Source organism: Arthrobacter sp. K41 (assembly GCF_059089645.1).
In genome coordinates, this window is sequence record NZ_JBNHEW010000002.1 from 39,500 (window position 1) to 65,827 (window position 26,328).

General features: G+C 60.7%; 28 protein-coding genes. 11 read left to right on the plus strand and 17 right to left on the minus strand.

Annotated features, from left to right (window positions below):
* Positions 1-46: 46 nt before the first annotated feature.
* The 5 genes from AC5RTE_RS04430 to AC5RTE_RS04450 all read right to left on the minus strand — a co-directional run bounded on the left by AC5RTE_RS04430 (position 47) and on the right by AC5RTE_RS04450 (position 4,380).
* The gene (locus tag AC5RTE_RS04430) at positions 47-1,156 is read right to left on the minus strand and encodes an ABC transporter substrate-binding protein (RefSeq protein ID WP_494040193.1); all 1,110 of its coding nucleotides are present in this window, start codon (positions 1,154-1,156) and stop codon (positions 47-49) included.
* A 575-nt stretch (positions 1,157-1,731) separates the two neighbouring features.
* On the minus strand, positions 1,732-2,121 hold the full coding sequence (locus tag AC5RTE_RS04435) for a CBS domain-containing protein (protein ID WP_494040194.1): 390 nt from the start codon (positions 2,119-2,121) through the stop codon (positions 1,732-1,734).
* Positions 2,122-2,157: 36 nt separating this feature from the next.
* Positions 2,158-2,508 carry a P-II family nitrogen regulator gene (locus AC5RTE_RS04440; protein ID WP_494040195.1) on the minus strand — a complete coding sequence of 117 codons (351 nt, stop codon included), beginning with the start codon at positions 2,506-2,508 and terminating at the stop codon, positions 2,158-2,160.
* A complete protein-coding gene (locus tag AC5RTE_RS04445; RefSeq protein ID WP_494040196.1) occupies positions 2,505-3,989 on the minus strand; it encodes a DUF1538 domain-containing protein in 1,485 nt (494 codons plus the stop codon). The genes AC5RTE_RS04440 and AC5RTE_RS04445 overlap by 4 nt, the downstream gene beginning before the upstream one ends.
* Positions 3,990-4,029: 40 nt before the next feature.
* Positions 4,030-4,380, minus strand: a complete 351-nt coding sequence (locus AC5RTE_RS04450; protein WP_494040197.1) for a cation:proton antiporter regulatory subunit — start codon at positions 4,378-4,380, stop codon at positions 4,030-4,032.
* A gap of 169 nt (positions 4,381-4,549) precedes the next feature.
* Here AC5RTE_RS04450 and AC5RTE_RS04455 point away from each other — a divergent pair, with 169 nt between their 5' ends.
* Positions 4,550-5,569, plus strand: coding sequence for a sensor histidine kinase (locus tag AC5RTE_RS04455; RefSeq protein WP_494040198.1), 1,020 nt, complete (start codon positions 4,550-4,552; stop codon positions 5,567-5,569).
* A gap of 4 nt (positions 5,570-5,573) precedes the next feature.
* Positions 5,574-6,227, plus strand: coding sequence for a response regulator (locus AC5RTE_RS04460; protein ID WP_494040199.1), 654 nt, complete (start codon positions 5,574-5,576; stop codon positions 6,225-6,227).
* Positions 6,228-6,401: 174 nt separating this feature from the next.
* Here AC5RTE_RS04460 and AC5RTE_RS04465 read toward each other — a convergent pair whose 3' ends face one another.
* Both AC5RTE_RS04465 and AC5RTE_RS04470 read right to left on the minus strand, forming a co-directional pair.
* Positions 6,402-7,442, minus strand: coding sequence for a hemolysin family protein (locus AC5RTE_RS04465; protein ID WP_494040200.1), 1,041 nt, complete (start codon positions 7,440-7,442; stop codon positions 6,402-6,404).
* Positions 7,435-8,796 carry a hemolysin family protein gene (locus AC5RTE_RS04470; protein WP_494040201.1) on the minus strand — a complete coding sequence of 454 codons (1,362 nt, stop codon included), beginning with the start codon at positions 8,794-8,796 and terminating at the stop codon, positions 7,435-7,437. The genes AC5RTE_RS04465 and AC5RTE_RS04470 overlap by 8 nt, the downstream gene beginning before the upstream one ends.
* 408 nt (positions 8,797-9,204) lie before the next feature.
* Here AC5RTE_RS04470 and AC5RTE_RS04475 point away from each other — a divergent pair, with 408 nt between their 5' ends.
* Positions 9,205-10,278: a TerC family protein gene (locus AC5RTE_RS04475; protein WP_494040202.1), complete on the plus strand. Its 1,074-nt coding sequence runs from the start codon at positions 9,205-9,207 to the stop codon at positions 10,276-10,278.
* Between the two features lie 293 nt (positions 10,279-10,571).
* Here the strand turns inward: AC5RTE_RS04475 and AC5RTE_RS04480 are convergent, their stop codons facing one another.
* Together AC5RTE_RS04480 and AC5RTE_RS04485 are read right to left on the minus strand one after the other, a co-directional pair.
* Positions 10,572-10,883: a winged helix-turn-helix domain-containing protein gene (locus AC5RTE_RS04480; RefSeq protein ID WP_494040203.1), complete on the minus strand. Its 312-nt coding sequence runs from the start codon at positions 10,881-10,883 to the stop codon at positions 10,572-10,574.
* A complete protein-coding gene (locus tag AC5RTE_RS04485) occupies positions 10,880-11,323 on the minus strand; it encodes a hypothetical protein (RefSeq protein WP_494040204.1) in 444 nt (147 codons plus the stop codon). Before AC5RTE_RS04485 ends, AC5RTE_RS04480 begins: the two co-directional genes overlap by 4 nt.
* 871 nt (positions 11,324-12,194) lie before the next feature.
* Between AC5RTE_RS04485 and AC5RTE_RS04490 the strand changes: the two genes are divergently transcribed.
* The 3 genes from AC5RTE_RS04490 (at position 12,195) to AC5RTE_RS04500 (ending at position 14,369) form a co-directional block, all read left to right on the plus strand.
* Entirely contained in the window at positions 12,195-12,581 is a 387-nt protein-coding gene (locus AC5RTE_RS04490) for a PadR family transcriptional regulator (RefSeq protein WP_494040205.1), read from the plus strand.
* The gene (locus AC5RTE_RS04495; RefSeq protein ID WP_494040206.1) at positions 12,578-13,294 is read left to right on the plus strand and encodes a hypothetical protein; all 717 of its coding nucleotides are present in this window, start codon (positions 12,578-12,580) and stop codon (positions 13,292-13,294) included. The genes AC5RTE_RS04490 and AC5RTE_RS04495 overlap by 4 nt, the downstream gene beginning before the upstream one ends.
* A gap of 439 nt (positions 13,295-13,733) precedes the next feature.
* Positions 13,734-14,369, plus strand: a complete 636-nt coding sequence (locus AC5RTE_RS04500; RefSeq protein WP_494040207.1) for a DUF4062 domain-containing protein — start codon at positions 13,734-13,736, stop codon at positions 14,367-14,369.
* A 643-nt stretch (positions 14,370-15,012) separates the two neighbouring features.
* Here the strand turns inward: AC5RTE_RS04500 and AC5RTE_RS04505 are convergent.
* Positions 15,013-16,131, minus strand: coding sequence for a tyrosine/phenylalanine carboxypeptidase domain-containing protein (locus AC5RTE_RS04505; protein ID WP_494040208.1), 1,119 nt, complete (start codon positions 16,129-16,131; stop codon positions 15,013-15,015).
* Positions 16,128-17,186, minus strand: coding sequence for a hypothetical protein (locus AC5RTE_RS04510; RefSeq protein WP_494040209.1), 1,059 nt, complete (start codon positions 17,184-17,186; stop codon positions 16,128-16,130). Before AC5RTE_RS04510 ends, AC5RTE_RS04505 begins: the two co-directional genes overlap by 4 nt.
* Positions 17,187-18,455: 1,269 nt before the next feature.
* Here AC5RTE_RS04510 and AC5RTE_RS04515 point away from each other — a divergent pair.
* Positions 18,456-18,845 (plus strand): hypothetical protein, encoded by a 390-nt coding sequence (locus tag AC5RTE_RS04515; protein WP_494040210.1) that lies wholly within the window; start codon positions 18,456-18,458, stop codon positions 18,843-18,845.
* 175 nt (positions 18,846-19,020) lie between these two features.
* Here AC5RTE_RS04515 and AC5RTE_RS04520 read toward each other — a convergent pair whose 3' ends face one another.
* The 3 genes from AC5RTE_RS04520 to AC5RTE_RS04530 form a co-directional block, all read right to left on the minus strand.
* Positions 19,021-19,323, minus strand: a complete 303-nt coding sequence (locus AC5RTE_RS04520) for a DUF4193 domain-containing protein (RefSeq protein ID WP_494040211.1) — start codon at positions 19,321-19,323, stop codon at positions 19,021-19,023.
* A 265-nt stretch (positions 19,324-19,588) separates the two neighbouring features.
* Positions 19,589-20,452, minus strand: a complete 864-nt coding sequence (locus tag AC5RTE_RS04525; protein WP_494040212.1) for an ATP-binding protein — start codon at positions 20,450-20,452, stop codon at positions 19,589-19,591.
* A gap of 116 nt (positions 20,453-20,568) precedes the next feature.
* Positions 20,569-21,135, minus strand: coding sequence for a recombinase family protein (locus AC5RTE_RS04530; protein WP_494040213.1), 567 nt, complete (start codon positions 21,133-21,135; stop codon positions 20,569-20,571).
* A gap of 281 nt (positions 21,136-21,416) precedes the next feature.
* Here AC5RTE_RS04530 and AC5RTE_RS04535 point away from each other — a divergent pair, with 281 nt between their 5' ends.
* Both AC5RTE_RS04535 and mscL read left to right on the plus strand, forming a co-directional pair.
* Positions 21,417-22,013, plus strand: coding sequence for a TetR/AcrR family transcriptional regulator (locus AC5RTE_RS04535; protein ID WP_494040214.1), 597 nt, complete (start codon positions 21,417-21,419; stop codon positions 22,011-22,013).
* Positions 22,014-22,353: 340 nt separating this feature from the next.
* Complete coding sequence (gene mscL / locus AC5RTE_RS04540) at positions 22,354-22,827, plus strand: large conductance mechanosensitive channel protein MscL (protein ID WP_494040215.1); 474 nt, start codon at positions 22,354-22,356, stop codon at positions 22,825-22,827.
* A gap of 95 nt (positions 22,828-22,922) precedes the next feature.
* On the opposite strand, the gene AC5RTE_RS04545 is transcribed toward mscL, so the two are convergent.
* A complete protein-coding gene (locus AC5RTE_RS04545; RefSeq protein ID WP_494040216.1) occupies positions 22,923-23,837 on the minus strand; it encodes a CPBP family intramembrane glutamic endopeptidase in 915 nt (304 codons plus the stop codon).
* A 245-nt stretch (positions 23,838-24,082) separates the two neighbouring features.
* Here AC5RTE_RS04545 and AC5RTE_RS04550 point away from each other — a divergent pair, with 245 nt between their 5' ends.
* Positions 24,083-24,505 (plus strand): DUF1801 domain-containing protein, encoded by a 423-nt coding sequence (locus AC5RTE_RS04550; RefSeq protein WP_494040217.1) that lies wholly within the window; start codon positions 24,083-24,085, stop codon positions 24,503-24,505.
* Positions 24,506-24,519: 14 nt separating this feature from the next.
* Here AC5RTE_RS04550 and AC5RTE_RS04555 read toward each other — a convergent pair whose 3' ends face one another.
* The gene (locus AC5RTE_RS04555) at positions 24,520-24,864 is read right to left on the minus strand and encodes a TfoX/Sxy family protein (protein WP_494040218.1); all 345 of its coding nucleotides are present in this window, start codon (positions 24,862-24,864) and stop codon (positions 24,520-24,522) included.
* Positions 24,865-25,166: 302 nt separating this feature from the next.
* On the opposite strand from AC5RTE_RS04555, the gene AC5RTE_RS04560 reads away from it, so the two are divergent.
* Positions 25,167-25,529: a VOC family protein gene (locus AC5RTE_RS04560; RefSeq protein ID WP_494040219.1), complete on the plus strand. Its 363-nt coding sequence runs from the start codon at positions 25,167-25,169 to the stop codon at positions 25,527-25,529.
* Between the two features lie 128 nt (positions 25,530-25,657).
* Here the strand turns inward: AC5RTE_RS04560 and AC5RTE_RS04565 are convergent, their stop codons facing one another.
* Positions 25,658-25,870 (minus strand): AsnC family protein, encoded by a 213-nt coding sequence (locus tag AC5RTE_RS04565; RefSeq protein ID WP_494040220.1) that lies wholly within the window; start codon positions 25,868-25,870, stop codon positions 25,658-25,660.
* Between the last annotated feature and the right edge of the window lie 458 nt (positions 25,871-26,328).

A 26,328-nucleotide genomic window follows, 5' to 3' on the forward strand; every position in this document is an offset into this window, starting at 1 on the left:
TCTGGGATCGTCGACTTTTCACCGCGATCGGTCCTCGCCGACACCGTCACTCCTCAATCGGGCCGAGGCCCGTCCAAATCAGCTTGTCCACCGCTTCGGCAGAACCGTCCTGGATAAAGCCGTACTTCTCCGCGTACGGGGCCAATGCCTTGTAGTAATCTACCGGCGGAAGCGCGTCACCCTCGGGCCAGTCGTAAGCGGGGGAGTCCTTGTAGATGTTGTAAGGGAGAGCAATGTATTCCTTCTCGCTGAAGACCTGCCGGGCCTCGGTGAGATCTTCGCGGAGCCACTTCAGCGATTTGCTGAAATCGGCAAGGTACGCGCAGACAGCCTCAGGTTCGCTTTCCAGATATGCCTGCGAGAAGACGAGATTGACCGGCTCGATCATTTTGATCCCCTCCAACTCAAAAAGCCCGATGCCTTGGCCGCCGAGGTCGCGAACGGAGCCCTCTGAGAGTGCGCCTTTGAGGAAGGGCTGAACGCCGATCGCCATGTCGACCGTACCGGATTGCACTGAGGAGATGTGCTGGGCGGGAGGCACGTTCACGAACTCGACGGAGTCCGGGTCAGCTCCAGCGCTCTCGATAGCCATTCGCGCGAGGAGCTCTGCTGCGGTGCCAAGCCCGATGGAAGCCACCGTCTTACCCTCGAGGTCGTCGAAGCCCTTTATATCGCTGCCAGCGGGCACGATATACCGCGGATCTGCCGGAGTGTCATGCTTAGTGAGCCCCATCGACGCCACCACCTTGACGTCAATCCCGCTCTCGGCCAGCGTGATGACCTGTGGCATAGTGCTGGTGACACCGTCCACTTGGCCGGCCTGAAGTGCTGAGACGCGCTGAGCAGGGTCCGCGAACGGCTGGTTCTCGAGCTCATACCAGACTCCCGCATGGGGTCGCAGTTCATCAGGGCTCTCAGTCATCATGAACCATCCCGCGTATACCTCGGCGCCGATGGCTCCGCCAAGCCGCAGAGTGGCGGGCGACTCGGGCGGCGTCGACAGGTCGACGTCAGCGCACGTCGTGAATCCGTCACCGGGCGTGGATCCTTCAGAAGACAGCTTCTCTTCAGCGGGTGCCGATGCACAGGATGAGAGGACGAGCACCGCGGCGCAGGCGGCCCCGGTAAGTAAAGGAATTTGCGTAGAGGCAGGCATGTTCATTACTCCCTTGTAACGGGCGCTGATGCATCGGGAGGCGATATCAGCATCACAACGATAAAATACGCAGAGCGGACTTTTGTCCGCCAAGTATGTCCCGTTGTTTCGTGCGCGTCAACCCCCCTAATGCATCGAGAGATGATATCGACAGCCTATCGATGAAGTTCGCAAACGGACCGTTGTCCGCCTTTAGTGGGGCGCTGTTGTGTGTGCGTCAAGCCCCCTCGAACCCTGACCGGGAAACTCCTGAGCAACAAAACTATGGTGCTCGGTGAGCTTTCCTCCTCAGGAGGACACCGTAGGTCAGTAGCTGCCGCTCCCATGCATTCGGGTGTTGCGATGCGGACTGCCGGCCAGACGTCTGGAGGCGCAAGAATTAGCAGGTAAGGCGCCGAACGACATCGGGCACGGACTTTGTCCGCCAGCTTTTCCCATACTTTTGTGGCCGCAAACGTGGACCCATGGGCACAGACCCGCCTGCTCCAACCACTTTTACACCCGTGGTTTTCAGCCAATAACGGATATTCCGTCAACCTGATTAGGCTGGCCAAGCTGACCGTGGTGGGGTGAGGTCAGGTCAGTTCCTCCATGAGCCGGGCGAGGATGTCATTCATGGCCAGCAGCCCGACGAGCTGGTTGCTTTCCACGACGATGAGCCGGCTGAGGTGGTAGCGGCTCATCAGGGCAGCTGCCTGTCGGACGGACAGGTCTTCGTTGACGGTGATGGCGGGGATTGTGGCGGCGTCGTAGACGTTCAGGAGGTCCACATCCCCTTCCTGGGCAACGACGGTGTCGAGGAGTTCGCGGTAGCTGAGCATGCCGTAGGCGTCGTGGGCGTGCTGCCGTTCCACCACGAGGCTTTTCACCTGGCGTTCCTTCATCATGGACAGGGCCTCCCGCAGCGTGCTGTATGGGGAGATGGTGACGACCTGGGGCACCATGACGTCTTTGACGGTAAGCATTGTTCCTCCTCATAGCAGGGGTCCTCGTGAAACAGGTCAGGTTTCGTCCCGGCGCAGGTGCTCCTCGAATCTGACGACCTGGCGCATGTCGATTCCGGTCAGGTGTTCGATCGGGATGGCGAAGGCCAGGCCGCGCGATTCCATTCCCTGGACCAATACCGCGTGCAGTTCCTTCAGGATCGGCGCGCTCAGGTGTGTCCCCACGACCATCAGCAGCACCGACTGTGTTCCTTCGAAGGTAAGCCCGAAAAACGTCTTCCGGGCCTTACCCCCGATGCCCTTGCCCGGCAGGATGGTCACACCCGTGGCACCGGCCCGCTGGGCGTGTTCAATCACCTTGTCTTCAAGCTCGTCCGGGGCGATCACGATGACTGCCGTGAATTTCATGCCGGTTCCCTCCTTAGGCGGGGAAATCTCTCCATCACCATGGCATACGCGAGGACAGAGATGACAGGGAAGATGGAGGCGTACGCGATCAGGCCAAACCCGTCGATCAGCACATCCCGTCCGTCCACGGCGGCGGCAAGGCCGATCCCGAGGGCGGTTACCAGCGGCACGGTGACCTCCGACGTCGTCACCCCGCCGAGGTCGAATGCCAGCGCGATGATGTACTTCGGGGCGAAAAACACGAGCACGATAGCGACGGCGTAGGCGGCCATGATGAAGTAGTGGAACGGCCCGCCCACCAGGATGCGGTAGACGCCGAAGCCGATCCCGAGGGCCACACCCACGGCGACAATGACCCGGACGGCGAACGCGCTGATCCTGCCCGGAGATGCGTCCTGTGCCTGTTCTCCAATGGCCACGAGGGCAGGTTCGGCCATGGTGACCGCAAAACCGATGAGCAGCGCGAACAGCAGGATCAGGGCCGGGACTTCCTGCTCGATCAGCTGCTCGGCCATCAGGGTGCCGAGCGGGAACAGCCCGAGTTTGAGTCCCACCACGAAGGCATACAGTCCCACCAAGACCATGATGAAGCCGGTCACGACCCGTAAGGGGTGGGGCAGCCTGCGCCGAAGGGCGACCCATTGGAAGAAGAGAACCACACCGACAATGGGCAGGACCTCCCGGACCATTGAGGCCAGGCCCAGGATCATGCCAACGACCCAGTCCGTTGGCCCCTCCCCGGTCTCGGTGACAGGCAGCGCCGGCCCGGCCGCGCCGAAGGTGTAGACCCAGATGCCGTAGAGCTGGACCCCGATCATGGGCACCATCACGCACAGCGCGACCAGGCCAAAGCCGTCGGCGAGCAGGCTGCGTCCCCTGATGGAATTGGCCAGTCCGAGACCGATCGCAGCGATCAGCGGGACACTGACAATGTTGGTGGTGACCCCACCCGAATCGTAAGCAAGGCCAATAATCTCCGGCGGGGCGATGTACGTCAGTCCCAGCGCCATCGCGTAGCCGGCGATCAGCAGTTTGTACACCGCCCAGCCCCGCAGGACACGCAGGATGCCCAGGACCAGGACCAGCCCCACCGACACGGCGATGACGAAGCGCAGCACCAGCGCATTGATCCGACCATCACTGACTAATTGGGCCTGCTCCGCGACAGCGATAACCGCCGGCTCCGCGACGGAGGCAGCGAAGCCAATAGCAAACCCAAAGGGCAGAAACAAGCCCAGGGCCCCGCTCCGGACGAATTGGTTTGCAAGGTTTTTGCCGATAGGGAAGATGCTCAGATCCAGGCCATAAAGGAACAGGGCAATGCCCACAGCCACGATCAGGAGCCCGGCCGCCAACTCCAGTGGATCATCGGGCATGGACCGGAACGCCAGCAGTTGGAACAGGACAACGACGATAACGATGGGCAGAAGGTTCGTGAGGGCCTTAAGGAATTCGCGGGCGAATCGGCTGAGGTGCTCCATCGGGTCCTTCCCCCGAATGATCCTGTGAGGACCTGGTTGTTCAGTCTGCCGGTCCAGCCGAGTCGCATCTACCAACCGAGGCTCGGGTGAAGATCGATGGCACGCGCGGGTCTACGATCGTCATCGCGGCCCCTGCGAGCTGGTCGACCCGGCGTTCGAGTTCGGCGATGCGGTCGGTGATCGGCTGGCTGTGGAGGAGCTCGGCAACCTGATCAGCCTTGTCCTCCTCGAGCACGATCCTGGCCACGGCCCGGTCCGGCTCCGCCGGGTCGTAGACGAAGAGCTCGCATCGGCCAGGACGGGCGAGGAGGATGCGGAATTGCTGGCCGTCGCAGGTCTGGCAGTCGTGCAGGACGCCTGCTCCGGGCACGGTGGAGTGGATGGTCTGCATTGGGCACTCCGTTCCCTCGATTCCTTGAATAGATCCAGTCTTCCGTTCCCGGTCCGGGAGGTGCCATCGGGGCTGACACCCATTTTCGGTATGCCGGCGCCCGGGGCTCCGCGGCTCGTGGGTGCCAGCCCTCATGGACAAAGGACGCGCGCCGGGTAAGGCTTGTGGCATGCGGACTCCGCTCGAAACCAGGGCTGCGGGCGCGACCGCCGCACTGCCTCCGAAGGGACCGGCACAGTTGCTGTTCTGGCGGCTGTTCATCATCAACGGTTTGCTCTTTGCGGTCGGCACGCTCGTGTTGGCGCTTTCGCCGGCGACGGTGTCGTCTCCCGTCCTGCTCACCGAGGTGCCGGTCCTGCTGGTCGGACTGGCTCTCATCCTCGCTGCGAACGCCGCCCTGGTGCGGGCCAGCCTGGCGCCGTTGGACGCGTTGACGACCGTGATGCGCCGGGTTGGCCTGCTGCGGCGCGGTGGCGACCGGGCCACCGAGGCCGGCAACGGCGACCTCAAACATCTCATCCTCACCTTCAATGAGATGCTCGACCGGTTGGAAACGGAGAACAGCGCCAGCAGCGCCCTCGCGCTAGCTGCCCAGGAGGGAGAACGCCAGCGGATCTCCCGGGAACTGCACGACCAGATCGGCCAAAGCCTGACCGTTGCACTCCTCAGCCTTAGACGGGTCGTCGACCGGGCTCCCGAGGATCTGCGCGAAGAGACCCTCGTCGCCCAGGACGCGGTCCGCTCAAGCCTCGAGGAAGTGCGCCAGGTGGCGCAGCGCCTGCGCCCGGGCGTGCTCGCCGACCTCGGCCTGCGAAGCGCGCTGACCTCCCTGGGCACCGAGTTCTCCCGCTCGAGCGGGATCCCTGTGACCTGGGAGGTCGATGACGACCTTCCCGAACTCAGGGGGGAAGTCGAACTCGTGCTCTACCGCATCGCACAGGAAGCACTCACCAACGTCGCCCGGCACGCACACGCGACACGAGTCCATGTCGCACTCACCTCCACGACTAAGGGGCTAACCTTAAGGATTCTCGACGACGGGAAGGGCGGTAACCTTCGCGAGGGTGCCGGCATCCGCGGGATGCGCGAACGCGCCCTCCTCATTGGGGCCGAGCTGACGATCACGACAGGACCGGGCGGGGGGACTGATGTTCGCCTCGTCGTTCCCGGCGTCGAACCAAGGAGCTGAAACGATGGCCGAACCCACGCGGATCCTGCTCGCCGACGACCACGCCCTGGTCCGGCGCGGCCTTCGACTGATCCTTGACGCCGAACCCGACCTCACCGTTGTGGCTGAGGCCGCCGACGGCACCGAGGCCGTCGCCGCCGCGACCGCCGGTGGAGTGGACCTCGCGGTCCTCGACATTGCCATGCCGCAGATGACCGGTATCCAGGCGGCGCGTCAGATATCCCGGAGCGCACCCGACGTGCGGATCCTCATCCTGTCGATGTACGACAACGAGCAGTACTTCTTCGAGGCGCTGCGTGCGGGGGCCTCGGGGTATGTCCTCAAGTCAGTCGCTGACCGAGACCTTATCGAGGCCTGCCGCGCGGCGATGCACGGGGAGTCATTCCTCTACCCAGGCGCGATCACAGCACTCATCCGCGACTACCTTGAGCGCGACCGCCGCGGCGACCGAATGCCGGACAGCATCCTCACGTCCCGCGAAGAGCAAATTACGAAACTCATCGCAGAGGGAAACTCAACCAAAGAGATCGCCGACATCCTCACCATTAGCGTAAAGACCGTCGATCGACACCGGGCCAACGTCCTGCAAAAACTGGGCTTACGAGACCGGCTGGACCTCACAAGGTTCGCCATCCGCACCGGGCTCATCGAGCCGTAAAAGGGTCCCGACCTTTCCACGAGATCGTCACTTAAGGCCAGTGCGACCAGGCTAAGGGTGATTTGAAGTAGGCGGTAAAAGGTCAAGGACGCGTCAAGAAGGACTGAACTAGCCGATAAGAGAGGGCGCCACTCCGTGCTGGAGCTGCGCCCTCTCAGTGGGAAGAGATGGTTTTCAGGCGCTGGTGGCGTCCTGGACTTCGCCGACGAGTTCTTCGATGATGTCTTCCAGGAAGAGCACGCCTGTGGTGGTGCCCTGGGCATCGAAGACCCGTGCCACGTGGGCACCAGTGCGGCGCATGGTGGCGAGGGCGTCCTCGAGCTCGGCGCCGCTGAAGGCGGAAGCGAGGCGGCGGATCCGCTTGGCCGGGACGGGCTGGCTGAATTTCTCAGCCGTGATCAGGTCCATAACGTCCTTGAGGTGCAGGTAACCGGACGGGACACCGTCGTCATTAGTAAGGATGTAACGGGAGTACCCGTGCTCGGCCACCGCATGCTGGATGTCAGCCGGTGTCGCGGTTTCGGGCAGGAGCACCATCTCGGCGATCGGTACCTCGACATCTGCCACTGTTTTGGCGGTGAACTCGAAGGCGGCGGTCAGGGTTCCGCTGGTGTCAGTGAGCATGCCGTCGCGGGTGGACTGCTCGACGATGTTCGCGACCTCATCCAGGGTGTAGGCGCTGGTGGCCTCATCCTTTGGTTCCACCTTGAACAGCCGCAGGATGGAGTTCGCGATCCCGTTCAGGGTCCAGATGACGGGTTTGAAGATCCGCGCGACCATTACCAGCGGCGGGGCCAGGATCAGGGCAGCGCGGGTGGGAACCGAGAAGGAGATGTTCTTGGGGACCATCTCGCCAAGGACCACGTGCAGGAAGGTCACCAGCAGCAGTGCGATGACGAAGGCAATGATGCTGATCGCTTCGTAGGACAGGGACGTCAGGCCCAGGGGGATTTCCAGCAGGTGGTGGATGGCCGGTTCGGAGACGTTCAGGATCACCAGGGAACACACGGTAATGCCCAGCTGGCTGGTGGCCAGCATCAACGTGGCATGCTCCATCGCCCACAAGGTTGTCTTCGCGGCCTTGCTGCCGGCCTCCGCCTGGGGTTCGATTTGGGAGCGGCGGGCCGAGATCACGGCGAATTCGGCGCCGACGAAGAAGGCATTGACCACCAGGAGCACAACCAGCCAGATGATGCCGGGGAGATATTCACTCATGGGTCAGCTCCTGCGTGAGGTCATCGATGATGCGGTCGTGGGCACTCCGTGGTGCTTCCTGGGAGGTGTCCGGGGTGAACCGGATCCGCTCCACATGGGTTCCCAGAACCCGCTCCACACGGAGGGTGCCGCCGTCGATCTCCACTTCATCGCCCAGTTCCGGGATGCGGTCCAGCTGGTCGGTAACGAAACCGGCCAAGGTGTCATACTCCTCGCCGTCCGGCACTGCAATGCCGGTCCGGTCCAGCAGCTCATCCGGCCGCAGCGAGGCATCAAAGGTGATGGACCGCCCGGTCCTGACGACACCGGTGCGGGCACGGTCGTGTTCGTCCTCAAGCTCGCCGACGATCTCTTCCACGAGGTCTTCAAGAGTGACGATGCCGGCGGTTCCGCCGTGTTCGTCCGAGACGATGGCTACCTGCAGGCCCTGCTTGCGCAGCAGGACCAACAGCGTGTCCACGCCCATGGATTCGGGCACGCGCAGCGGTTCGATCATCAGTTCCGAAGCAGTGATCCGGGCCCGTTCTTCCAGGGCGACGGCGAAGGCCTGCTTGACGTGCAGGACGCCCAGCACGTCGTCGCGGTCTTCCCCGATGACGGGAAAACGGGAGTAGCCGGTGGTCGTGGCGAGGGCGACGATCTCTTCGGCCGTGTCGTCGGCGTTTACGGCTGTCATCCGCACACGGGGTGTCATGACGTCCGCGGCGGAGTGCTCCGAAAACCGCAATGTCCGGTGCAACAGGACGGCGTGGTCGGCGTCCAGGACGCCTTCCATCGCTGAGCGCCGGACCAGGGAGCTGAGCTCCTCGGCGCTTCGGGCACCGGAAAGCTCTTCCTTGGGCTCAATCCCGAAAGAGCGGATGATCCGGTTGGCGGTGTTGTTGAACAGCAGGATCACGGGCTTGAACACAGTGGTGAACAAGGTCTGGAACGGAACCACGACTTTGGCCGTGGCCAGCGGCAGGGCCAGGGCGAAGTTCTTGGGCACCAGCTCACCGATCACCATGGAGAAAATGGTGGCGATGAAGATGCCGGCCACTGCGCCGACGCCGGGAACAACGCCTTCGGGGATTCCCACCGAGAGCAGTGGGCCGCGCAGCATGGAGCTGATCGCCGGCTCAAACGTGTAACCGGTAAGCAGAGTTGTGAGGGTAATTCCCAGCTGGGCACCGGACAGGTGCGTCGACGTAATCTTCAGCGCCTTGATGGTGGAGGTGAGGCGCTTTTCCCCGCGGGCTTGGCGGGCTTCAAGATCGTTGCGGTCCAGATTGACCAGCGCGAACTCGGAGGCAACAAAGAAACCGGTACCGACCGTGAGAACGAGGCCGATGCCGAGCATGATCCATTCATACATTCGGGCGCCCCTCTCCCGTGATGGCCGGCGAACCGGTCAGAAGGTGGAGGGGCCAGGGCATATGTGAAGGAGGGTCATCCATAATGCACTCATCCTATCGGCCCAACCTGAACAGGCCCTCTCCGATAAGCCCACAGCGGAAGGCCAACAGCCTTTCAGTTCCCACCATTTCAGGCCTCGCTCTTGGCGAGATCTGGGTGACGCTGGGTGCCAACGACGGCATGATCTGGCGGTTTGGACGACGGTGGAGGTCGGTTATGATCTTCTTATCAAGGGGAGTACTCCCGTCTGTGATCGGCCCGTCAATACGGATGCACTGAAGCATCTCGGGCCGTTTGGTTCCGGTGTCATCCGGGCGGAGGAGACCTTGGCGTATCTGTCCAACGCCTACCCCTTGGGAGCAACCACATGCAGGTCACACCTCTGATCTGGCTCATCACAATCGCCGTGACGATCCTGTTCTTCGTCTACGAGTTCTTCGCCCACCTGCGTACACCCCACGAACCCTCCATCGCAGAGTCCGCCCGCTGGTCAGCGTTCTACATCGGACTCGCTCTGCTGTTCGGAGTGGGCATCGGCACGGTGTCCGGATGGACATTCGGCGGCGAGTACTTCGCCGGCTACCTCACGGAGAAGGCACTGTCGATCGACAACCTGTTCGTGTTCCTCATCGTGATGGCCGGATTCGCCGTACCGAAGAAGTTCCAGCAGAAGGTGCTGATGATCGGGATCATCATCGCCCTGATCCTGCGGGGCGGGTTTATTGCCATCGGTGCGGCCCTGATCGAAAACTTCTCCTGGGTCTTCTACATCTTCGGTGCCCTGCTCCTCGTCTTGGCCTACCGGCAAGCGTTCAGCAATCACGAGTCCAACCCGGCGAGCGGCAAGTTCATGAATCTTGTCCGCCGGGTCCTGCCCGTCACTAACGAGTATCACCACGACAAGCTCACCGTCGTGCAGGGCGGGAAGCGTTTTGTCACGCCGATGCTGCTCACCATCATTGCGATCGGCTTCGTAGACCTTATCTTCGCCGTCGACTCGATCCCTGCAATCTACGGCCTGACCAACGAGGCCTACACCGTCTTCACCGCCAACGCGTTCGCGCTGATGGGTCTGCGGCAGTTGTTCTTCCTCATCGGCGGACTGCTCGAGCGCCTGGTCTACCTCGCGCAGGGGCTGGCCGTTATCCTCGCCTTCATCGGCGTGAAGCTCGTCTTCCACGCTCTGCACGTCAATGAGCTCCCCTTCATCAACGGCGGGAAACCGCTCCTCTGGGTGCCAGAGATCCCCATCTGGCTCTCGCTGCTCTTTATCGCCGCCACCATCGCCATAGCGACAATCGCGAGTCTACTCAAGACCCGCGGCAATCAGCACAAGGACGACCGCGAACAGATCCCCGGCGAACCGGTAAACACCGCCGGTCCGCGAAACGAGGAATCCGAGGTCGGCCAAAAGACGCGGCCAATTGCCAAGTTCAAGTAGCCCCAGGACTGGCTGTTGGGGTCGCGGGCTGGGAGGGCTGCAAGATCTCCGTGCCCTGAAGAAGCGATCCCGGCCCTGCTTCTGACGGCCACACTTCATTCACCGCACCGCTGGGGGAGTTGCAGCCCGCAACCTGCCTGGTGGCTGATTGTGGCGACCTCCACACGCGGACCCGTCCCACCAGAAGCCGAGGGGTAGACCGGCCCGAGACAGGAGAGCGGGCGTCATGACAGTGCCCGGCGTCGCATCCAGGGTAGGTTCCTGTCCGAACTGCTCAAGGGGGCGGGAGGAACCTAGAGGTCTTCGGCGATGGCGCGCAGAGCCGCTAGGTGGTGGGTGTAGGCGGTGCGCCCTGCGGCTGTGAGTGAGAGCCAGGTCCGGGGGCGTTTGCCGACGTGACCCTTGCGGATCTTCACGTAGCCCACGGCCTCCAGCTGGGAGGCCTGCTTGGAGAGCATCGAGTCAGAGACTTCGATAGTGTCGCGCACCAGGGCGAATTCGGCCTCGTCGACCTGGGCCAGTGCGGCGACGATGCTCAGGCGCACCGGGGCGTGGATGTGTTCATCCAGCCGGTGTCGGGCGTGCTGGCCCCTGGGGGTAGTCACTTGGACCCCCAGCGGATAACAGCTGCGGCAACCAGGGCGGGAGCGGCAGCTGCGGTTGCACCCGTCAGCACCATCGGCCAGGTGTTGGGTGCGTTCTGGGCGGAGTGGTTCAGCCACGGGAGCACCAGGGTCAGTGTCAGCACGAAGGAACCCATGATCCCGCTGCGCGACCAGACCTTGGCCCGGCGCGGCACGGTCCGTGCCACCCGTTCGATCCACCAGACCGTGAGCAGCCACAAGGCTGCAAACACCGCAGTCTTCACGGTGTGGCTGACCGGGCCGGCAAGGATGTTCTGGCTGGCCATGTAGAAGGCCGTGATCGCGCCAAATACCGCTGTTGCCCCGGCGTGCGCCGCACGGTCCCGGGAGGTTTCGACCGTCCGTCCTTTGATAGCGGCCAGCTGCTCGCGGGCTTGCTCGGGCGTGAGGTGATTGCTCATGGGGTCTCCTGGTTAGCTGTACAGACAGGACCATCAAAGCAAGTACTTTCCATTCCGTCAAGTACTTTCCTGTTGGCGCAGAGTTGTTGGGTCGCTGCTTTGACGGGCAGGCCCGGCCCATGGCCATGCCCCGAGTGCCACCAGGATCGATGGGTGAGTCCATGGACTGCGGGACTCCGGCGTCCGCAAGGGAGGTTTGGCCCGAGGGCCGAGCGGTGTCTAAAACGGGTTTTTCGCTTCCTCTACTGCAGTGCAAAAATCAGGTGCTGACCGGACGCTGACGGTGAACTCCCTGCCGTCTTTTAGCTTGATGTCGATTTGGGGTCCGCCGCTGATGAAGCCGCGGTGGCCTTTGCCGAGGTAGCGGTAGCCGTATCCTCCGCTGGGGAAGTAGGAGTTGGTGACGGATGCGATCTCTTCCAGTGCACTGCTGACCCTCCGGTGCTAAGGCAACCGCTTCAATCGGGTCAATCTGACCATATGGAAGACGATCAGGCCGAGGCCCGCTACCAGCATTCCCGCATCTCCCCAATGAAATGGCTCGTTCGCGAGTCGTTACAGCGATGGGATCATCACCAGCACCGTGACAACGAGACCCATCCAGGCCCCGATCTTTCCTGAGACGCGGTCGTCCTCCGTCATCGGCCTTAGTTCAGGCTGCTTCATCGCTCGGCCCCCTGGTTCGATGCCGTTGAGCCTACCTGAGCGTCCTCAAACAGAAAACGGCCGATGCGACGATTGCCCGCCTCGTATTTAAGGGCCCTGCGTCTGTTTAATGCGCGCGTCGCTGCCGCCTGAGGGCAATGGACCACACAACCAACCAGGAAATAGCGATCTTTACAGACTAACTACTTAGAGAGACAATCTAGTCATGGATGTATCGAGCTCTGACCCACAAGCCGCAAGGAGCCAGGACTGGCCGAGCGATTGGCTGCGGGCCACGCTGGGCTTCCTTGCCCTCCAAGCACTAGCCACCGGTCCCTCTTATGGATACGCGATTATTAGCGAACTCGAGCACCATGGATTCGGCACCATCAAGGGCGGGACCCTATACCCGCTCCTCAACCGATACGAGACTGCCGGTCTGGTAACTACGGAATGGCGGGCCGGTGACGGCGGTCCCGGCCGCAAATACTTCACACTCACCGATCAGGGCCGCGCCGAACTAACCCGCATGAGCACTGACTGGCTCCGTTTCGCCGACATCAGCACCCATTACCTCAACCCCGAGCGCCTCACAAAGGAGATCCCCGCATGATGCAGCAGACCAGCGATAAGAAATGGTTCGACCAACTCGTCATGGAGCTTCGTCTGCGCCAAGTGCACGGGAGCGCCATCGGCGACACCATAGCAAGCGCCAGGGAGCTGCTCAGCGATACCGGACAACAGGCCGAAGAAGCCTTCGGGTCAGCCCGAGACTACGCTGCCGCCCTTGAACTCCCATCCGCGCCGAAGAACGACTGGATACGAATAGCACTCTGGCCATCCCTGCTCGGACTCCTGGCCTTCCTGCTCTTCAACCAAACAGTCGTGCCTTGGACGCGGTCAGAACTACTGCTGGTTTCACCTGCCCAGCTGGCCCTCCTCGCTACCCCAGTCATACTCATAGCCCTGCTGCCGCTCTACCTCGAAGCCGTCATCCGACGCATCTGGGTCTGTATCGTAATCACTGCTATCTGCGTGCTGTCAGGCCTCCTCTCAGCCGTCATGACCCCCACAGACCGGGCCGAAGCATGGCTAGCGATCGACCCCCTGCCATGGCTCATCGCCAGCGCCCTCGTCATGGTGGCTCTATCAATCATGAACACCATCCGGTCATCCCACTCCAAGGACGACTACGACATCACCAATCCGCTTTCCGGGCCAACGGACAACGCCGGAACAGGCGCGAGGGCATTCGTTCACGTGACCAACTGGCTGTTCCCCATACTCGCCTTAGCCATGCTTGGCCTCGCGCTGTCGTTCCGCTAGATGCGAAACGCACGCCCCGAGAAGGGATCACCGACGGGCAAAGACACCATATAGCTCTGCGAGAATACGGCCGCACGCGCAGAGTGTTGCGTTCCTGGACGTTTCTAATGTGCTCATCGGCAGGTTAGGGCCTGTTTCGGCCCACTTCCCCGCCAATTTCAAACGCCGATAATGGAGATTCTGTCAAGCTGGGGGAGTTGATTCCTTTGCGGGCGACGCACTGTATTGGAGGCCTCCCAATGCCTCGCGATACCAGCAGAAGATGACGTCCACCCTGCCGGCCTTGCTACGACACTAAACCGAACAAACGAACACGCAAAGGGCCCATGGCGCCGCATGGTGGGCGCATCCCATCGGGCATTCGCCGGTCCTGAGTACACCGTTTCGCCAGCAGCAACCCCGCCTAAGAGTGTCGGTGCTTTCAGTTAGCGTTGAGGGCATGGTCTATACAGCAAACGTTCTTCGGGTCATGATCGCTTCACCGTCGGACACGATTGAGGCACGCAATGCGGTCGAATCGGCAATTCATGGGTGGAACGGGGCCAACGCGGAGTCCAAGCAAACGATCCTGCAACCTTGGCGTTGGGAGACCTCATCAGTTCCCGTCCTGGGAGCACATCCGCAGTCGCTGATTAATGCGCAAGGCGTTGATGAATCTGACATCGTTTTCGCCCTCTTCGGCGGCCGACTCGGTTCACCGACTCCTGAGGCCGTGTCCGGAACCGTGGAAGAGATTGAACGAGCCATTGAGCAGGGCAAGCCGGTTCACCTTTACTTCTCGACGGCGCCGCTGCCCAGTGACGTGGATATCAAACAGCTCGAAGGATTACGCGCCTTTCGGCTGAGATCAGCCAACGAGGACTCCTGGGCGAATTCAACAACCCCAGTCAGCTCGAACATGAGGTATGGAAAACAATCGAGTATGACATTGCGAAACTCTCACTTGGCGTTCCGGTTACCAAACCCGCAACGCAAGGCGTGCGCTTTTCTGTGCAACCGCAGCAGGAACGGGAAGTTCGCGACTACGACAAGAACGGCAAACCGCGTTATACAACGAGGCATTGGATCGATATAACGAATGAGGGTGATCAGGATGCGCAAGAGGTCGTCTTTGAGCCTGTCGGCGAACAAACCAGCATGCACCTAGCCCACGACGGAACCCCGACCATAATCCATGGGGGACAAACCCGGCGCTTGAACGTCATGTACACCATGGGTGGTAGTTCCCCTGACATCCTCCGAATTCGGTGGGCGGAGAACGGCGAAGCCAAGGAACAGGAATTTCACGTGGGTTAGCTCATTTGGCACGGCAAGCCCAGACTGAGAAAGCCCAGCCGCCCCACCAAGGACGCACGTCAAGACGCAGGTTCGGCGACGTAGGAACTTCCGATGCACCTTGAGCTTTCCTTCCTGGAAAGCCCCGCCGCAAATCGCAAGTAAATTGAGCAGTGTTGGCTTCCGGATTTACGGGAGAAACGCCCAGAAAATCCGCCCTTTTGCAGGCACTCCCCCGCCCATTTTGGAACGCCGATAATTTATCTTATGTAAAGTTGCTTGCTTTAAGCGTCAAGTAATTTGTTATGTTCAGAATACACCTAACACTCTTGTTGCCCAATCAGAACGGGCTGAGAACGGCGCGACTAGTACTGAGCGGTTACCCCTCTACCAGCGACTATGAACTCACATTGTGCCGTCGTGGTGTGAATACGAAGGAGTCATCAGTCGATCGGCACTCCGAGTCGTTCTAAGTCCAAGCGCAATGCAGGGCCTCTAAGTCTGTTGTTCTCACAGAGGCTCATCGCTAGAGGCAAGTAGTCCACCGACCATTTCACGGCCTGCATGACTTCCAGCCCTGCTTTGTTGGTCCGGGAAAGACTTCTGATCAAGTTCAGTCCACCTAGGTATCCCCAGTCCTTGGTCAGGCCGCCTTGAGCATTTGGGTTTTTCAGGCCGCGTTTGACTCTTAGAGCTGTTTCTACGGCTGCTTCCCTGCCGATGCTTTCTTGGAGGTTCGCTGCTATTGCGAGAACTCCTTTTTCTCGTGCTTGATTGACAGCGATTACCCGTGCTGCGTATGTACGGAGTGTTGTGGGGTTGAGGTAACCTGCGGTTGATTCTCCCCACAATGCGAGGCCTTCTTCGGTGGCTACTGTTGAGCCCATGGTTAGGGCGGCTAGTGGTTCCACTTGCTGCCTGGCATTTTCCCAGCGGAGGACGTGGCCCCCAACCTCGTGCACGAGGAGCCTGTTGGCGTCATCTGGAGTGAAGGAAGTATTAGAGCGGATCCGTAGGCGTTTTAGGGGACCGTTTACGCTCGCCCTGGCTGACATATGCGTGCTGGTTTCCACAGTCCATTCATTCAGGCTGTACTTTGACAGGGCCTTTTTGAAGCGGCCGGCAAGGGCTTCGGCCGTTACAGACGCTTGGTTTGTACCTGCCGAATGAACGGGTTGCTCCAATATTGACATCGCTTCCCTTACTAAGTCGGGATGCGGGAGGCCATCGAGGGAAACTGCAGCGTGCCGGTATTCGTCGTCGTCGCCGGATGCCAGGGAGACTGCCCTTGCCCGGCACTGGTGCAGGTGCTCTTCGACGCCGATAAGGAGGTCTCCGGACAAATCTGTACGTGCCATGTCGGAGACGTCGTCGAGTGCGCTGAGGTAGCCAGCTATGTCAATTTCTGGGTAGTGGAAGGCGTGCGGGTATTCGGGGCGTCCTTCCTGAATGGCCTTGGCGAGGGCTTCCCGGTGAGATGGCGCATTGTGGGGTTGCGTCCATGTGCTGGTGGAGAAGTTTTTGGCAATGCTTTCAAGCGCTGTGAGGATGCGTTGGGTCATGGCCGTTCGGCCTCTCCTAATCGCAACCATCGTTCTCTGTTGAGGCCGACTTTTCGTGCCCGTTCGCTTGCATTTTTTTGGTTTGGGTCTTGTCCATCGGCTACAGCGCTTAAGGCGTCTTCAGCTAGATTGATGATTTTTCCAAGAAGTTGGTAGTCAACGGAGGCTGTTGTGGGGTCGGCTTCCAGTAGGTTCAACGCCGTTTCGGCTATAGCGTTCAGGGCGTTGAGATCGGCTGCTTTAACTGGTGGCCTGTCACCATTGAGAAGCTCCGTGACAAGTGTGGTGTTCAGGAGGTCGCCTAGGAGATCGTTTGAAAGTCGAAGCATTTCGCGCCGCACAGAGTCATCATGTGTTTCCATGACCAAGCGCCCGGCGGCGCCGGAAATTACTTGCATGGTCTGACGCGCTGCTGTGTCATTGCCCCGGTCTTGGGCGATGAGGCGGCGAAGAGGAAGGAGGACAAGTGATCCAAACCGGACAGCTTCAAGTCTTTGTTGTTGGTCATCGGACCGGACTGCTACGCCGGTGTAATTGTGAAGCAAAGGGGCGAGCCGGAGGAGTGCCGGGTCGGGGGTCCCCGCTGTGGAGGTCTTTTCGATTTCTCGCTTCAGGTCTATCTCAAGGAGGTTGAAGAGTTCCCGCCAGCCGTCCAGGAGGCTTTCTCGAAGGCTTTTTGCTTCCTTCGTTTGACCGCGGGCGTTAAGGTCGCGGATTCGACCGTTGACGTCCGGCGATGTGGTGCTGAACAGATCAACCCACTCGCCAACAGAGATTTTCCCCTGCTCTCTTAGCTGGCGACATAGGTGGAGGTCCTGAAGCAGTTGAGGCCAGTGTTCATCGGCGAAGTCTGGGTCCGCTTCCCGCCCGGCCGAAACCCTTCCGCGTATCCATAGAAGTCTTGCGGTCACGCTCATGGGTGCCTCTTTGCCCCATAGAGCGGTGGAGATCGCGGCGACGCGCTCTTGGTCAGCGCTTACTTCTTTCAGCATCTCTTTGTGGTTGAACTTTGAATTTGTGCGGAGCACTCGATGCAGGCAGATGAGCGAGTGCACAACGGCTAGTTTGGATCTTTCCGGCATCGGGCTTAGTTCAGCTAGCGAAGGGATGCGAGGGCGTACCCTCAGCCTGTGAGATGCTTCTCGGGGATCGAATGGTTGCCAACTTCGGGGGCTTGTCGTAGTGCCGAAAGGAACGATCATCGGCGAAAGGAGTAGAACCTCCGCTATGAATCGCCCAAGTGGTATTTGGGCGGATTGATGAACTTCAACGGCTCGGTTCTGCCCTTTTTGGACAACCCAGGCAAGACCGCGGTCTGGTGACTGAGTCAGGTGCCGGCACCAGCGGTCCACCAAACCATCAACCAGATACTCGCGGTTGGGGTCTTGAAGGTCCTCACCGGAAATGCTTGTCGAACCGATAGAAGGGCGGACGTACTCCCGTACGACTCGGTCGAGTATGCAAAGACTTAGGGGTTCCCATTTGCCTTCATCGGACTGCCCAAATTCGGACCCAGCGCTGCCCGCTGCCTCGTCCTCATGAAGTCGAGGCATCCACGTGGACAAGGCAGCCCGTTGCGTCAATCGCGCTTGGACGGCAGCAGTAAATAATGCTGGTTGTTCCCGATACACCTCTGCTATGAGGGACGCCCATACGCCAACGCGCATGAAGTCAGCCAAAGACGTGCCGTCGTCAAGAGTGCCCAGAACCCTTATGGTTTCCCGAAAGGTGTCCTCAACCTGCGTAAAAAGCGTGTCTGCGCCAGCCAGGATAGCTGCGGCTTTCGTGTCGGGTGCGAATCGGTTGAGGGTAGCAGCGGGGATTTCGTCAAGTTTTTCCACAGGAGTAGCTGAAACTGTGGCAGCATCCCCTTCTTTACCGGAAGGGCCGGCCACCAGAGATCGGCCCACAAGATACCAACCTCTTTTTGGCAGATGTCCAGCGTCTCTCCGGGTGTCTTTAGGTCCACCCCGTCCAATGTCCCCGACCGCGACCTTGTTGAAATCACAAACCCAAACCGCTCCAGTGGGATTATCAGGCACATCCACGCCGAAAAGAACTGCCACATGCCGCGCCAGCTTTATCGCAGTGACTTCCGTTCTTCGCCCACCTGAAGCAGCAGGAGGCGGGGGCAGCACACGCAGGAAGTCCATAAATCTCGCAAGCTCGTAGAGGTAGTTGAATCAGTTTATGCTTCAACAGTAGGTTATGCAAGACAACCTGATTTTCTAGTTTGCAGTGAAAATCTATTCACAGCAGTGAAGTGACTGATGTAGGCTTCATTCACTCGGGAGATCGAGTCAGGACCGAAAATGGAGGCAACCATGGAAACGACACATACTCAGCAGCCAGGTGGACCCGCACGCGGAAAGAGCATGGTCAAGTCCTTTGTCCGCAAGGTGGCAGCTCTCTTGGTCACCTTGGGCCTGATGGCCGGCGTTGGTCTTGCGACCGCTGCGCCTTCCCAGGCCGCATCGTCCTACTGCGGCAACGGGCAATGCACGGTGTACCTCGACTGGAACGAAACAGTAGCCCTGAGCAAGGGACGAGTGCCCAAATTCAACGCTGGGCCGCTCACTGTCCCCATCGCCGCCGGACTGGCCGGCCATATCCTGATCGCGAAGGGATGGGTCAACCGCGGAAACTGCGTAGCATTCACCGCCAACTATCGCCCATGGGCTAACCAAGGCATGCTCGGATGGCGCTGCCGCTAGTCACAGAAAAGAAGGGCCGCAGCCCCCGCGACCAAAGCGCTTTCTCGGGGTCGCGGGTGTCACCTGTCCCTTAGGTGCTAGGTAGTAAATTACGCAAGACGCCCGGCTGGAAGTTCCAGCCGGGCGTTTTGCGTGAGCAGCCGCTGGGTCCCCCGGGCGTCCTGAGTGATTTACGTCAACCTTCGCATTCGATGCAGTAGGAATGGTCATTGTTTTCCCGCGCCAGCTGCGACCGGTGCCGAACGAGGAAACAGGAATAGCAGGTGAACTCGTCCGCGGCCTGTGGAATCACCTGCACGACGAGCTCGTCGGAGATGATTTCACCACCAGGTGTCAGCCCTTCGTCGAGGGCATCGGCCTCGTCCAGCTCGGTGACGACGCTGCGGGCATCTGGGGCGTTCGCGGACTGCAAGTCCTCCAGGGAACGCTTCTGGGATTCCTTGACGTCTGAACGGACTTCGTCATAGTCGGCTGCCACGTAGGTGCTTCTTCCTTCTCTGTCTCTCTCGTGCTCATTTCGGACGAGACTGTAACGTACGCGGTTACGCGGTTGTTCCTCGAAACAGACACAAGGAATGTTGGAGCGCATGAGGCGTGCGGCCAACACTTCGCCCTCCGCAGACCAATAAATACTCAGGACGTAACTGGTGCTTCAGGATTCACAACACCTGCGCCAGAATTTGGCGAAGCTCCGGTCAAATAGCGGTTGACCGAAGCTTCAGTTCATTATGACCCCTGCAACCTTAGAAACTGCTGGGAACTGGCAACCCACGGGCTCGCCGCCGCCGCTCCGCACGTGTAAGACCAAGGGCGGTCCCAAAATGAACCGGACGCCACTCCTCCGCCACTGCCTCCCTTAGCGATGAAAGCCCCGGGGTTGTTGCTGCCACTGCCGCCTGTCGGCCGATAGCCGTTATGCCAAGTACCCTTGCCTGATAGAAATGATGGAGCAGGCCGGACTTGGACAAGGCCACTAGCAAGACCGCCACATGGCTTGCCTGAAGCGCTGCCCGGCGCAGGAAGGTCGCGACTCCCTCGTTGAGCAGGTCCGAGACCGCTGCTGGAAGTCCGGCGAAGATGAGACCTATCGGAAGGCCGTCCCGGATGAAATGCTGGACGTCCGCGGCAAGCTGGGACAGCTCTGCGCGGTCGGCCGCGTGGATCTCATCGACGGTAAAGAGCAGCCCGGTCCTTTTCTCGGCGAGTAGGTTCAGGAGCTGGCCGCCCAGCCGTCGCCAATCGACCTGGCGCTCGGGCGGCAGCTGCGTGGTCACGGTGAAGCCTGCCACGCCGAGGGCGGTAATCCTGCGGCCGCTGGGGCCGGAGCCGAGTTCCTCCACGTGAAGCCGCATGGTCTCGCCGATCCTCCCAACGAAGCCGGCCGTGGCGGTTTCGGAAATCACGATCCATCCTTGCTCCCGCGCTTTGTCCTGAGCTGCGCTCAGCAGGGCGGTCTTGCCGATGCCTCTGGCGCCGGTGATGATGGTCAGCAATCCAGGTGCCCCGGAACCGAGCTGCAGGCCGTACTCGAACTCGTCGAGGGTGCCCTCGCGTCCTATGAGTTCCGGGGGAGTGGCGCCTGCCGTGGGGCGGAAAGGATTCCTCATCCAAAACAACTTCTGTGAGTCCTTGTGAGTCTTGTGAGCGCTTGTGAGTCTACACTCTTGTCGATTCAAAGGGCTGACCACTCTGTCTGTGTACTGGAGGTTACAGGGGGCGGCGCTCATTCCAGTTTGGCGTGGCGCAGATACTGGTAGACGGTTTCGCGGCTGATTCCGTAGTCACGGGCGAGTAAGGCTTTCGGTACACCGCTGCCGGCACGCTGGACCAGTTCAGCCGCCCGTTCCGGCGTTAGGGTCTTTTTCCGGCCTTTGTAAACGCCGCGCTGCTTGGCCAGGGCGATCCCTTCCTTTTGGCGTTCCCGGATAAGGGAACGCTCAAATTCGGCGAAGGCCCCCATGACGGAGAGCATGAGGTTGGCCATGGGGGAGTCCTCTCCCGTGAAGACCAAGCTTTCCTTGACGAACTCCACCCGCACGCCCTTGCGTGTCAGGGCCTGGACGAGAACACGCAAGTCATCGAGGTTTCGCGCAAGCCGGTCCATGCTGTGCACAACCACAGTGTCCCCGTCGCGGGCGAACCGTAGCAGTTCCGTGAGCTGTGGCCTGGCCGTGTCCCTCCCTGAGGCCTTGTCCGTGAAGACCCGGTCCAAAACATGGCCCTCAAGCTGACGTTTCTCGTTCTGGTCCAAAGTGCTCACGCGCACGTACCCGATCCGCTGTCCAGTCATCGGTGCCTCCAAACTTCCGTCTGTGAGGTTGAGTTCTAGAACCGTCCTGCAAAGAAGTCAAGACCCTAACCGATCAATTGTCCGATTGGGGTGTACTCAGTTGACGCGCTACTCCAGAGAGCCCCGCTCGTACTCCATCTCCCGGTTTCCAAGGCGGGACGGGTCTCGAGTCGCTGCGGGTACAGTGGAGCGTCCAGGAGGAAGGCGGGTACCTGGTGGTTGACCAGAGACGGGTGAAGCGTGAGACAGTCCCGCAAGCGGCTGAGCAGACACCGAATACAGTGGCACGCGATGAGCGGCGACTGCAGCTTCTGCAGGCAGCCCAGGAAGTTTTTGTAGCCAGTGGTTACCAGGGTGCCAACATGGACGATATTGCCCAAGCGGCCTATGTGAGCAAGCCGGTTCTGTACGAGTACTTCCCATCCAAGCGTGGGCTGTACCTCGAGCTGCTGGACATTAGCCTCAAGGCACTCGGCGATGTATTGCAGGAGTCCGTCCGTTCCACGAAGCTCAATAAAGAACGGGTGCATGATGCTATCCGGGCTTATTTTGGCTACATTGCCCGTGACGATGGTGCTTATCGCCTCGCCTTCGAATCCGGCCTGAGTAATGATCCTGACGTCCGCGTGAGGCGGGAGGCATTCAGAAGTGGATTCGCCGGCGCAATTGCCCAAATCATCAGCGAGGACGCTCAATTGCCGCTTGTCGAAGCGGAACTGCTGGGTAGGGCTTTGATGGGTCTGGCTCAATCAAGCGCACGTTATTGGGTAGAGGACAACGCTGAACAAGGCAGCGCTGCCCTTGGCATGGACGCGGCCAGCGAGCTTGTTTACCGCCTGGCGTGGCGGGGTATTTCACGCTTTCCCAAGGAGACTTAGAAATGACTGAGGTGTCACCCGGGGCATGCCAACGTGGATAGCTCTTGACCGCGTCGCCTTTTCTCCGACCGTTCCGCAGTGAACCGACGGTGGCTTTTCGACGTTACTATCTGCTCCTTCACGACCCAGTTTTGTGCGGCAGAAACGCAAGCGGCCTTAGACCGCCGAATGATCGGCTTGATTCGCTTGCGGGGCTTCGGGGGATCACCGGTACGTGCCCTTAGAGTGACTGCATGGGTAGTAGTTTCCTCATCGGTTTAGCTGCAGTTGTAGCCATCGGCCCAGCGCCCGGAGGCGGCGAACACTCGGATTCCGCGGCTATCGGGTTTAGCATCGTGCCATGTCGAATTCGTGGAAAGAATTCAAAGCCTTTGCCATGGGCGGCAACATGTTTGATCTTGCCCTGGGCTTCATCATCGGCACGGCCTTCGCCGCACTCGTGGACAGCCTCGCCAACGACATCCTGCTGCAGTTCGTCGCTGCGATCTTCGGCGCGCCGGACTTCAGCCAGATGAGCTTCACGGCGAACGACGCCGAAATAAGATACGGCAGCTTCATCACCGTGCTGATCCGGTTCCTGCTGCTGGCTCTGGTGCTGTTCGGGATCGTCAAACTCCTCAAACGCTTTGGCATGGGCAACTTCCGCGCCCAGGGCCAACAGGAATGCCCCTACTGCAAAGAATTCGTGGCCATCGACGCCATCAAATGCAAATACTGCACCGCCGACATCGACCCGGGGCAACTGGAGGAAGAAGACATCGAGCTGCTGAAAAAGCGTGAAGGCTGGCAGAATCCCAACGACGGCATTGCCTAACCCGGCCTTAAATTAGACCCAGAGGAGACATATCGGACCGTGTAATGGCCTCAGGCCGTTGGGCGCTGTTTTCTGTGAACGAGACTCCAGTGGGGTTATGCCGGACCGGCCCGCCGTAGTGCCGCCTGGGGCGGTGTGCGGTGGGTGAGTGTTTGGACGTCGTACTTTTTCAGTAGCCAGATCGCCAGGAGCCAGGGCAGGACGCCGTATATGACCTGCGCGGTAAAGCTGCCGGAGGACAGCACGAGGTAGGACTGCCACAGGTTGGCGTAGCCGTGGAGGATGACGATCCAGAACAGGCTGCCGGTGTTGTTGTACAGCCGCGTCAGCACGATGGTGTACCCGACAACGCCGACGGTCAGGCCGACCAGCGAGAATGCCGCCTGCAGTAACCCCGCCGCATCTGTCATCAGCGGCAGCAGCACCACCGAGGGCAGATGCCATGATCCCCAGGCCACACCAAGGATCCAGCTGGCCCGTTCGGCTGTCCGCGTCCTTTGCAGATAGGGCAGTGCGAAGCCGCGCCATCCGAGTTCTTCGGCCAGCCCGGTGCAGACGATGAGGAACAACAGGAAGGGAACTGCAAGCATCACAGGGACCAGGAAGCTGTACTCCAACGATGCCATGCCGCCTGTCACCCAGCCCAGGGCCACTGCGGCCAGGCTAAGAACGATGGGGAACAGGAACACGAACAAGATCCACTTTCCCGGAACCCGTGCCCTGAGCAGGCGGGAGAAAAGACTCCGCAGCCCTGGACGCCCGTCCACCAGCGCAATGACGATAACGCCCGCCATGGACGGGCCAAACGAGAAGCACAACAAGACCACTGCCAGGAGGACGCCCGGGTCAGTTCCGCCGGTGCCGAGCAGGAGGAAGTTCGCCTCGTTCGTGGGAGATATGCTTCGCGGGACCAGGTGGAGGTACGCGGGAATTTGTACCGCCCAGGTGATGCCGTAGGCAAGAACCAGGAAGAGCGGCCAAGCCCACCGGACACCCGCCGAGTTGCTCATAAGAACAATTCTGAAGCTGACACAGGATCAGCGAAACCATGTCCAAGACGTATTGCCCTGAATTCCCGACTTGCTGAAACCTGGACCGAAAACACGAGCGATGACGGGGCGGTACGACCATGAATGAGAGGCCACAGCCCTCGGCGGGCCGATAGCGTTGCACGCTGATATGCGGGTTGCCACCGAAACCGCCCCGGGCATTACTGTGGCCCTAGGCAGTCTCAGTACCTAAGCGAGGGGGATCTATGGCAGCGAAGCCGCCGGCAATGTCACCGTCCGGTCAGCCGGTTGAGGAAGTACTTGACCGGGCCACGGGTCCCCGCCGGGCCGAGGCAGAGGAACTGCTCGCACTCCTGGCCGGGATTAGCGGCGAGCAGCCTGTGGTGTGGGCAGGCCGGATTATTGGCCTTGGCGAGTATGAGTACCGCTACGAAAGCGGCCACCGCGGCCGCGCTCCGGTGCTCGCGTTCGCGCCGGGACCTGCAAAACATACGGTCTACCTGGCTAACGATTTCTCAAAGCGCTGGCCCGACCTGATGGAACGGCTCGGCCCGCACCGCGCCAGCCAAGCCTGCCTCTACCTTACGCGCTTGACCGGCGTGGACCGCAGCGTGCTGCGCGAGCTGCTGGAACGCTCACTGGCGGAGACCCTGTCAAAGGCGCACTGACCCGGGTCCATCCCTCAGCCGGGCGCACTGCGTGCGTCGATTTCGACCTTCACCCAGTACGCCAGGGCGGCAGGCCCGCGGATCTGGTCCTGGGGGACACTGATCCACCCGGGACCCATCGGACGGTCCTTGCCCATGTACGCTGGCGTCCCGCGACGCCGGAGCAGCTCGTCATACTCGGCGGGATTGGTGCGCACGAGCAGGTCACCGTGACGGCCGGCGGAGAGCGTCATCCGGTCTTCCACCATGAAGGACAACCCACCGAACATACGCACCTCACGCACATTTCGATACCCGGCCAGAAGCTCACGGACCCGCTGAGCAAGGGCCTCCCGCGGGCCGGATTCGGTCGCCGTCATTGCCCGCCCTCCATCCTGCGGGCGTGCCCGAGGTAGTGCAGATCAGACGCTGATCCGGCCACGGACAGCTCCCTCGATAGCAGTGAAATACCCAAGATGCCTGCCCGCATCCTACGGCTACTCGACGCCGGCGGCACCGGTCGAGGCGTCCGGTGAGGCCGTCGCCGCGGCAACGCTACTCGGGCCAACTCCACACTGCGTGCTCACCCTTTGGGGGGCGGCAGTGTTCTGCCGCCCCATTGATGGTGCGGTGGCAACGGGTTAGGGTGTGGTGCACCATGCAACAGGAGAGGTAACGACCGATGTCCGGTGAACCAGTGTTCTTCGAGATTGGCGTTCAGGACGCCGCCCGTGGCAGGCGCTTCTACGGGACACTCTTTGACTGGGAACTGGTGCCCGGACCGGGAGAAGACGGCTACTCGATCAGCACCGCCGGGATTCCAGGAGGCATCCACGGAGGTGACTCCGACGCCTCCCCCTACCTGTTCTTCAAGGTGGACGATCTGGACGCCGCCCTGGCGCGGGTCCGTGACCTCGGCGGACCCGTTGACGACACCGACCTCGGCGACACGAACGCCGCCGAATACGGGCGGTTCAAACTCTGCAAGGACGATCAAGGCTCAACCTTCGGCCTGCACGAACCCCCACCTAACAGGAAAGGATAAACCTGCGCCACGAAGCTGACCCTGACAGGAGGTCGCTGTCTTGACCAGCCAAAGACCAACAGCGCCGCTGCCACAGCGCTGGTCAGACGTCGAGAATTGAACCTAGGCAAGGGGCAGGCCATCTGATACTAGAATTGGCTAGGGAACTGCGGGGCAGCGCTTATCGCTTTCCGGTACTTACGATGGACAGCCTGCTTGCTCACGCCCAGACACAGTGCTATGGCTTCCCAGGAAAGCCCCGCCTGCCGGGCCCTCCTCACCAGGGAAGCTTCATTGCGCCCGACTTCCTTCTGCAGCTCAGCAACGGCCTGCAACGCTTCAGCCGGACCTTTGCCGTCCATGGACGCAACCAATTATTTCATGCGATCCACCTCCATCCCGTCAACAAGCGTTGACGGGATGGAGCGCGTCAACGCTTGTTGACAGAGGCGTCAGATTGAATGTTTCGTGACCGTTCAGCTTTTGGCGCAGGAGGGACAATCAAGCCGGGGTGACCGGTAACTAATCGCCGTCCTGCAGCGCGGCGTGCTTAGGATAAAAAGGTGAACTGTCGGCAGGAGGCCGGCAGCAACGACAGACCGTAGCAAGACTCCAGAGGATTCACAGGCTACGAAGAGATCATGGACATCTTGCCAACCGTCGCATTCTGACGGCGCCGGGCACGCAGCCTGGGTGGCCGACACAAGCGGTTCCGATGCGCCTTTTGACCCCGCGCCTTCCTAGACATAACCGCCGTGAACCGGGCGCTGGCTAGAGAAGCTGACTCAAACTAGTGGGAAGCATAGTTACTTTCAACTTG

Bases quoted from the DNA above. Each gene is read 5' to 3' on its own strand.
- AC5RTE_RS04430 (WP_494040193.1), bottom strand. From the start codon at position 1,156: ATGCCTGCCTCTACGCAAATTCCTTTACTTACCGGGGCCGCCTGCGCC.
- AC5RTE_RS04435 (WP_494040194.1), bottom strand. From the start codon at position 2,121: ATGCTTACCGTCAAAGACGTCATGGTGCCCCAGGTCGTCACCATCTCC.
- AC5RTE_RS04440 (WP_494040195.1), bottom strand. From the start codon at position 2,508: ATGAAATTCACGGCAGTCATCGTGATCGCCCCGGACGAGCTTGAAGAC.
- AC5RTE_RS04445 (WP_494040196.1), bottom strand. From the start codon at position 3,989: ATGGAGCACCTCAGCCGATTCGCCCGCGAATTCCTTAAGGCCCTCACG.
- AC5RTE_RS04450 (WP_494040197.1), bottom strand. From the start codon at position 4,380: ATGCAGACCATCCACTCCACCGTGCCCGGAGCAGGCGTCCTGCACGAC.
- AC5RTE_RS04455 (WP_494040198.1), top strand. From the start codon at position 4,550: ATGCGGACTCCGCTCGAAACCAGGGCTGCGGGCGCGACCGCCGCACTG.
- AC5RTE_RS04460 (WP_494040199.1), top strand. From the start codon at position 5,574: ATGGCCGAACCCACGCGGATCCTGCTCGCCGACGACCACGCCCTGGTC.
- AC5RTE_RS04465 (WP_494040200.1), bottom strand. From the start codon at position 7,442: ATGAGTGAATATCTCCCCGGCATCATCTGGCTGGTTGTGCTCCTGGTG.
- AC5RTE_RS04470 (WP_494040201.1), bottom strand. From the start codon at position 8,796: ATGTATGAATGGATCATGCTCGGCATCGGCCTCGTTCTCACGGTCGGT.
- AC5RTE_RS04475 (WP_494040202.1), top strand. From the start codon at position 9,205: ATGCAGGTCACACCTCTGATCTGGCTCATCACAATCGCCGTGACGATC.
- AC5RTE_RS04485 (WP_494040204.1), bottom strand. From the start codon at position 11,323: ATGAGCAATCACCTCACGCCCGAGCAAGCCCGCGAGCAGCTGGCCGCT.
- AC5RTE_RS04490 (WP_494040205.1), top strand. From the start codon at position 12,195: ATGGATGTATCGAGCTCTGACCCACAAGCCGCAAGGAGCCAGGACTGG.
- AC5RTE_RS04495 (WP_494040206.1), top strand. From the start codon at position 12,578: ATGATGCAGCAGACCAGCGATAAGAAATGGTTCGACCAACTCGTCATG.
- AC5RTE_RS04500 (WP_494040207.1), top strand. From the start codon at position 13,734: ATGGTCTATACAGCAAACGTTCTTCGGGTCATGATCGCTTCACCGTCG.
- AC5RTE_RS04505 (WP_494040208.1), bottom strand. From the start codon at position 16,131: ATGACCCAACGCATCCTCACAGCGCTTGAAAGCATTGCCAAAAACTTC.
- AC5RTE_RS04515 (WP_494040210.1), top strand. From the start codon at position 18,456: ATGGAAACGACACATACTCAGCAGCCAGGTGGACCCGCACGCGGAAAG.
- AC5RTE_RS04525 (WP_494040212.1), bottom strand. From the start codon at position 20,452: ATGAGGAATCCTTTCCGCCCCACGGCAGGCGCCACTCCCCCGGAACTC.
- AC5RTE_RS04530 (WP_494040213.1), bottom strand. From the start codon at position 21,135: ATGACTGGACAGCGGATCGGGTACGTGCGCGTGAGCACTTTGGACCAG.
- mscL (WP_494040215.1), top strand. From the start codon at position 22,354: ATGTCGAATTCGTGGAAAGAATTCAAAGCCTTTGCCATGGGCGGCAAC.
- AC5RTE_RS04545 (WP_494040216.1), bottom strand. From the start codon at position 23,837: ATGAGCAACTCGGCGGGTGTCCGGTGGGCTTGGCCGCTCTTCCTGGTT.
- AC5RTE_RS04550 (WP_494040217.1), top strand. From the start codon at position 24,083: ATGGCAGCGAAGCCGCCGGCAATGTCACCGTCCGGTCAGCCGGTTGAG.
- AC5RTE_RS04555 (WP_494040218.1), bottom strand. From the start codon at position 24,864: ATGACGGCGACCGAATCCGGCCCGCGGGAGGCCCTTGCTCAGCGGGTC.
- AC5RTE_RS04560 (WP_494040219.1), top strand. From the start codon at position 25,167: ATGTCCGGTGAACCAGTGTTCTTCGAGATTGGCGTTCAGGACGCCGCC.
- AC5RTE_RS04565 (WP_494040220.1), bottom strand. From the start codon at position 25,870: ATGGACGGCAAAGGTCCGGCTGAAGCGTTGCAGGCCGTTGCTGAGCTG.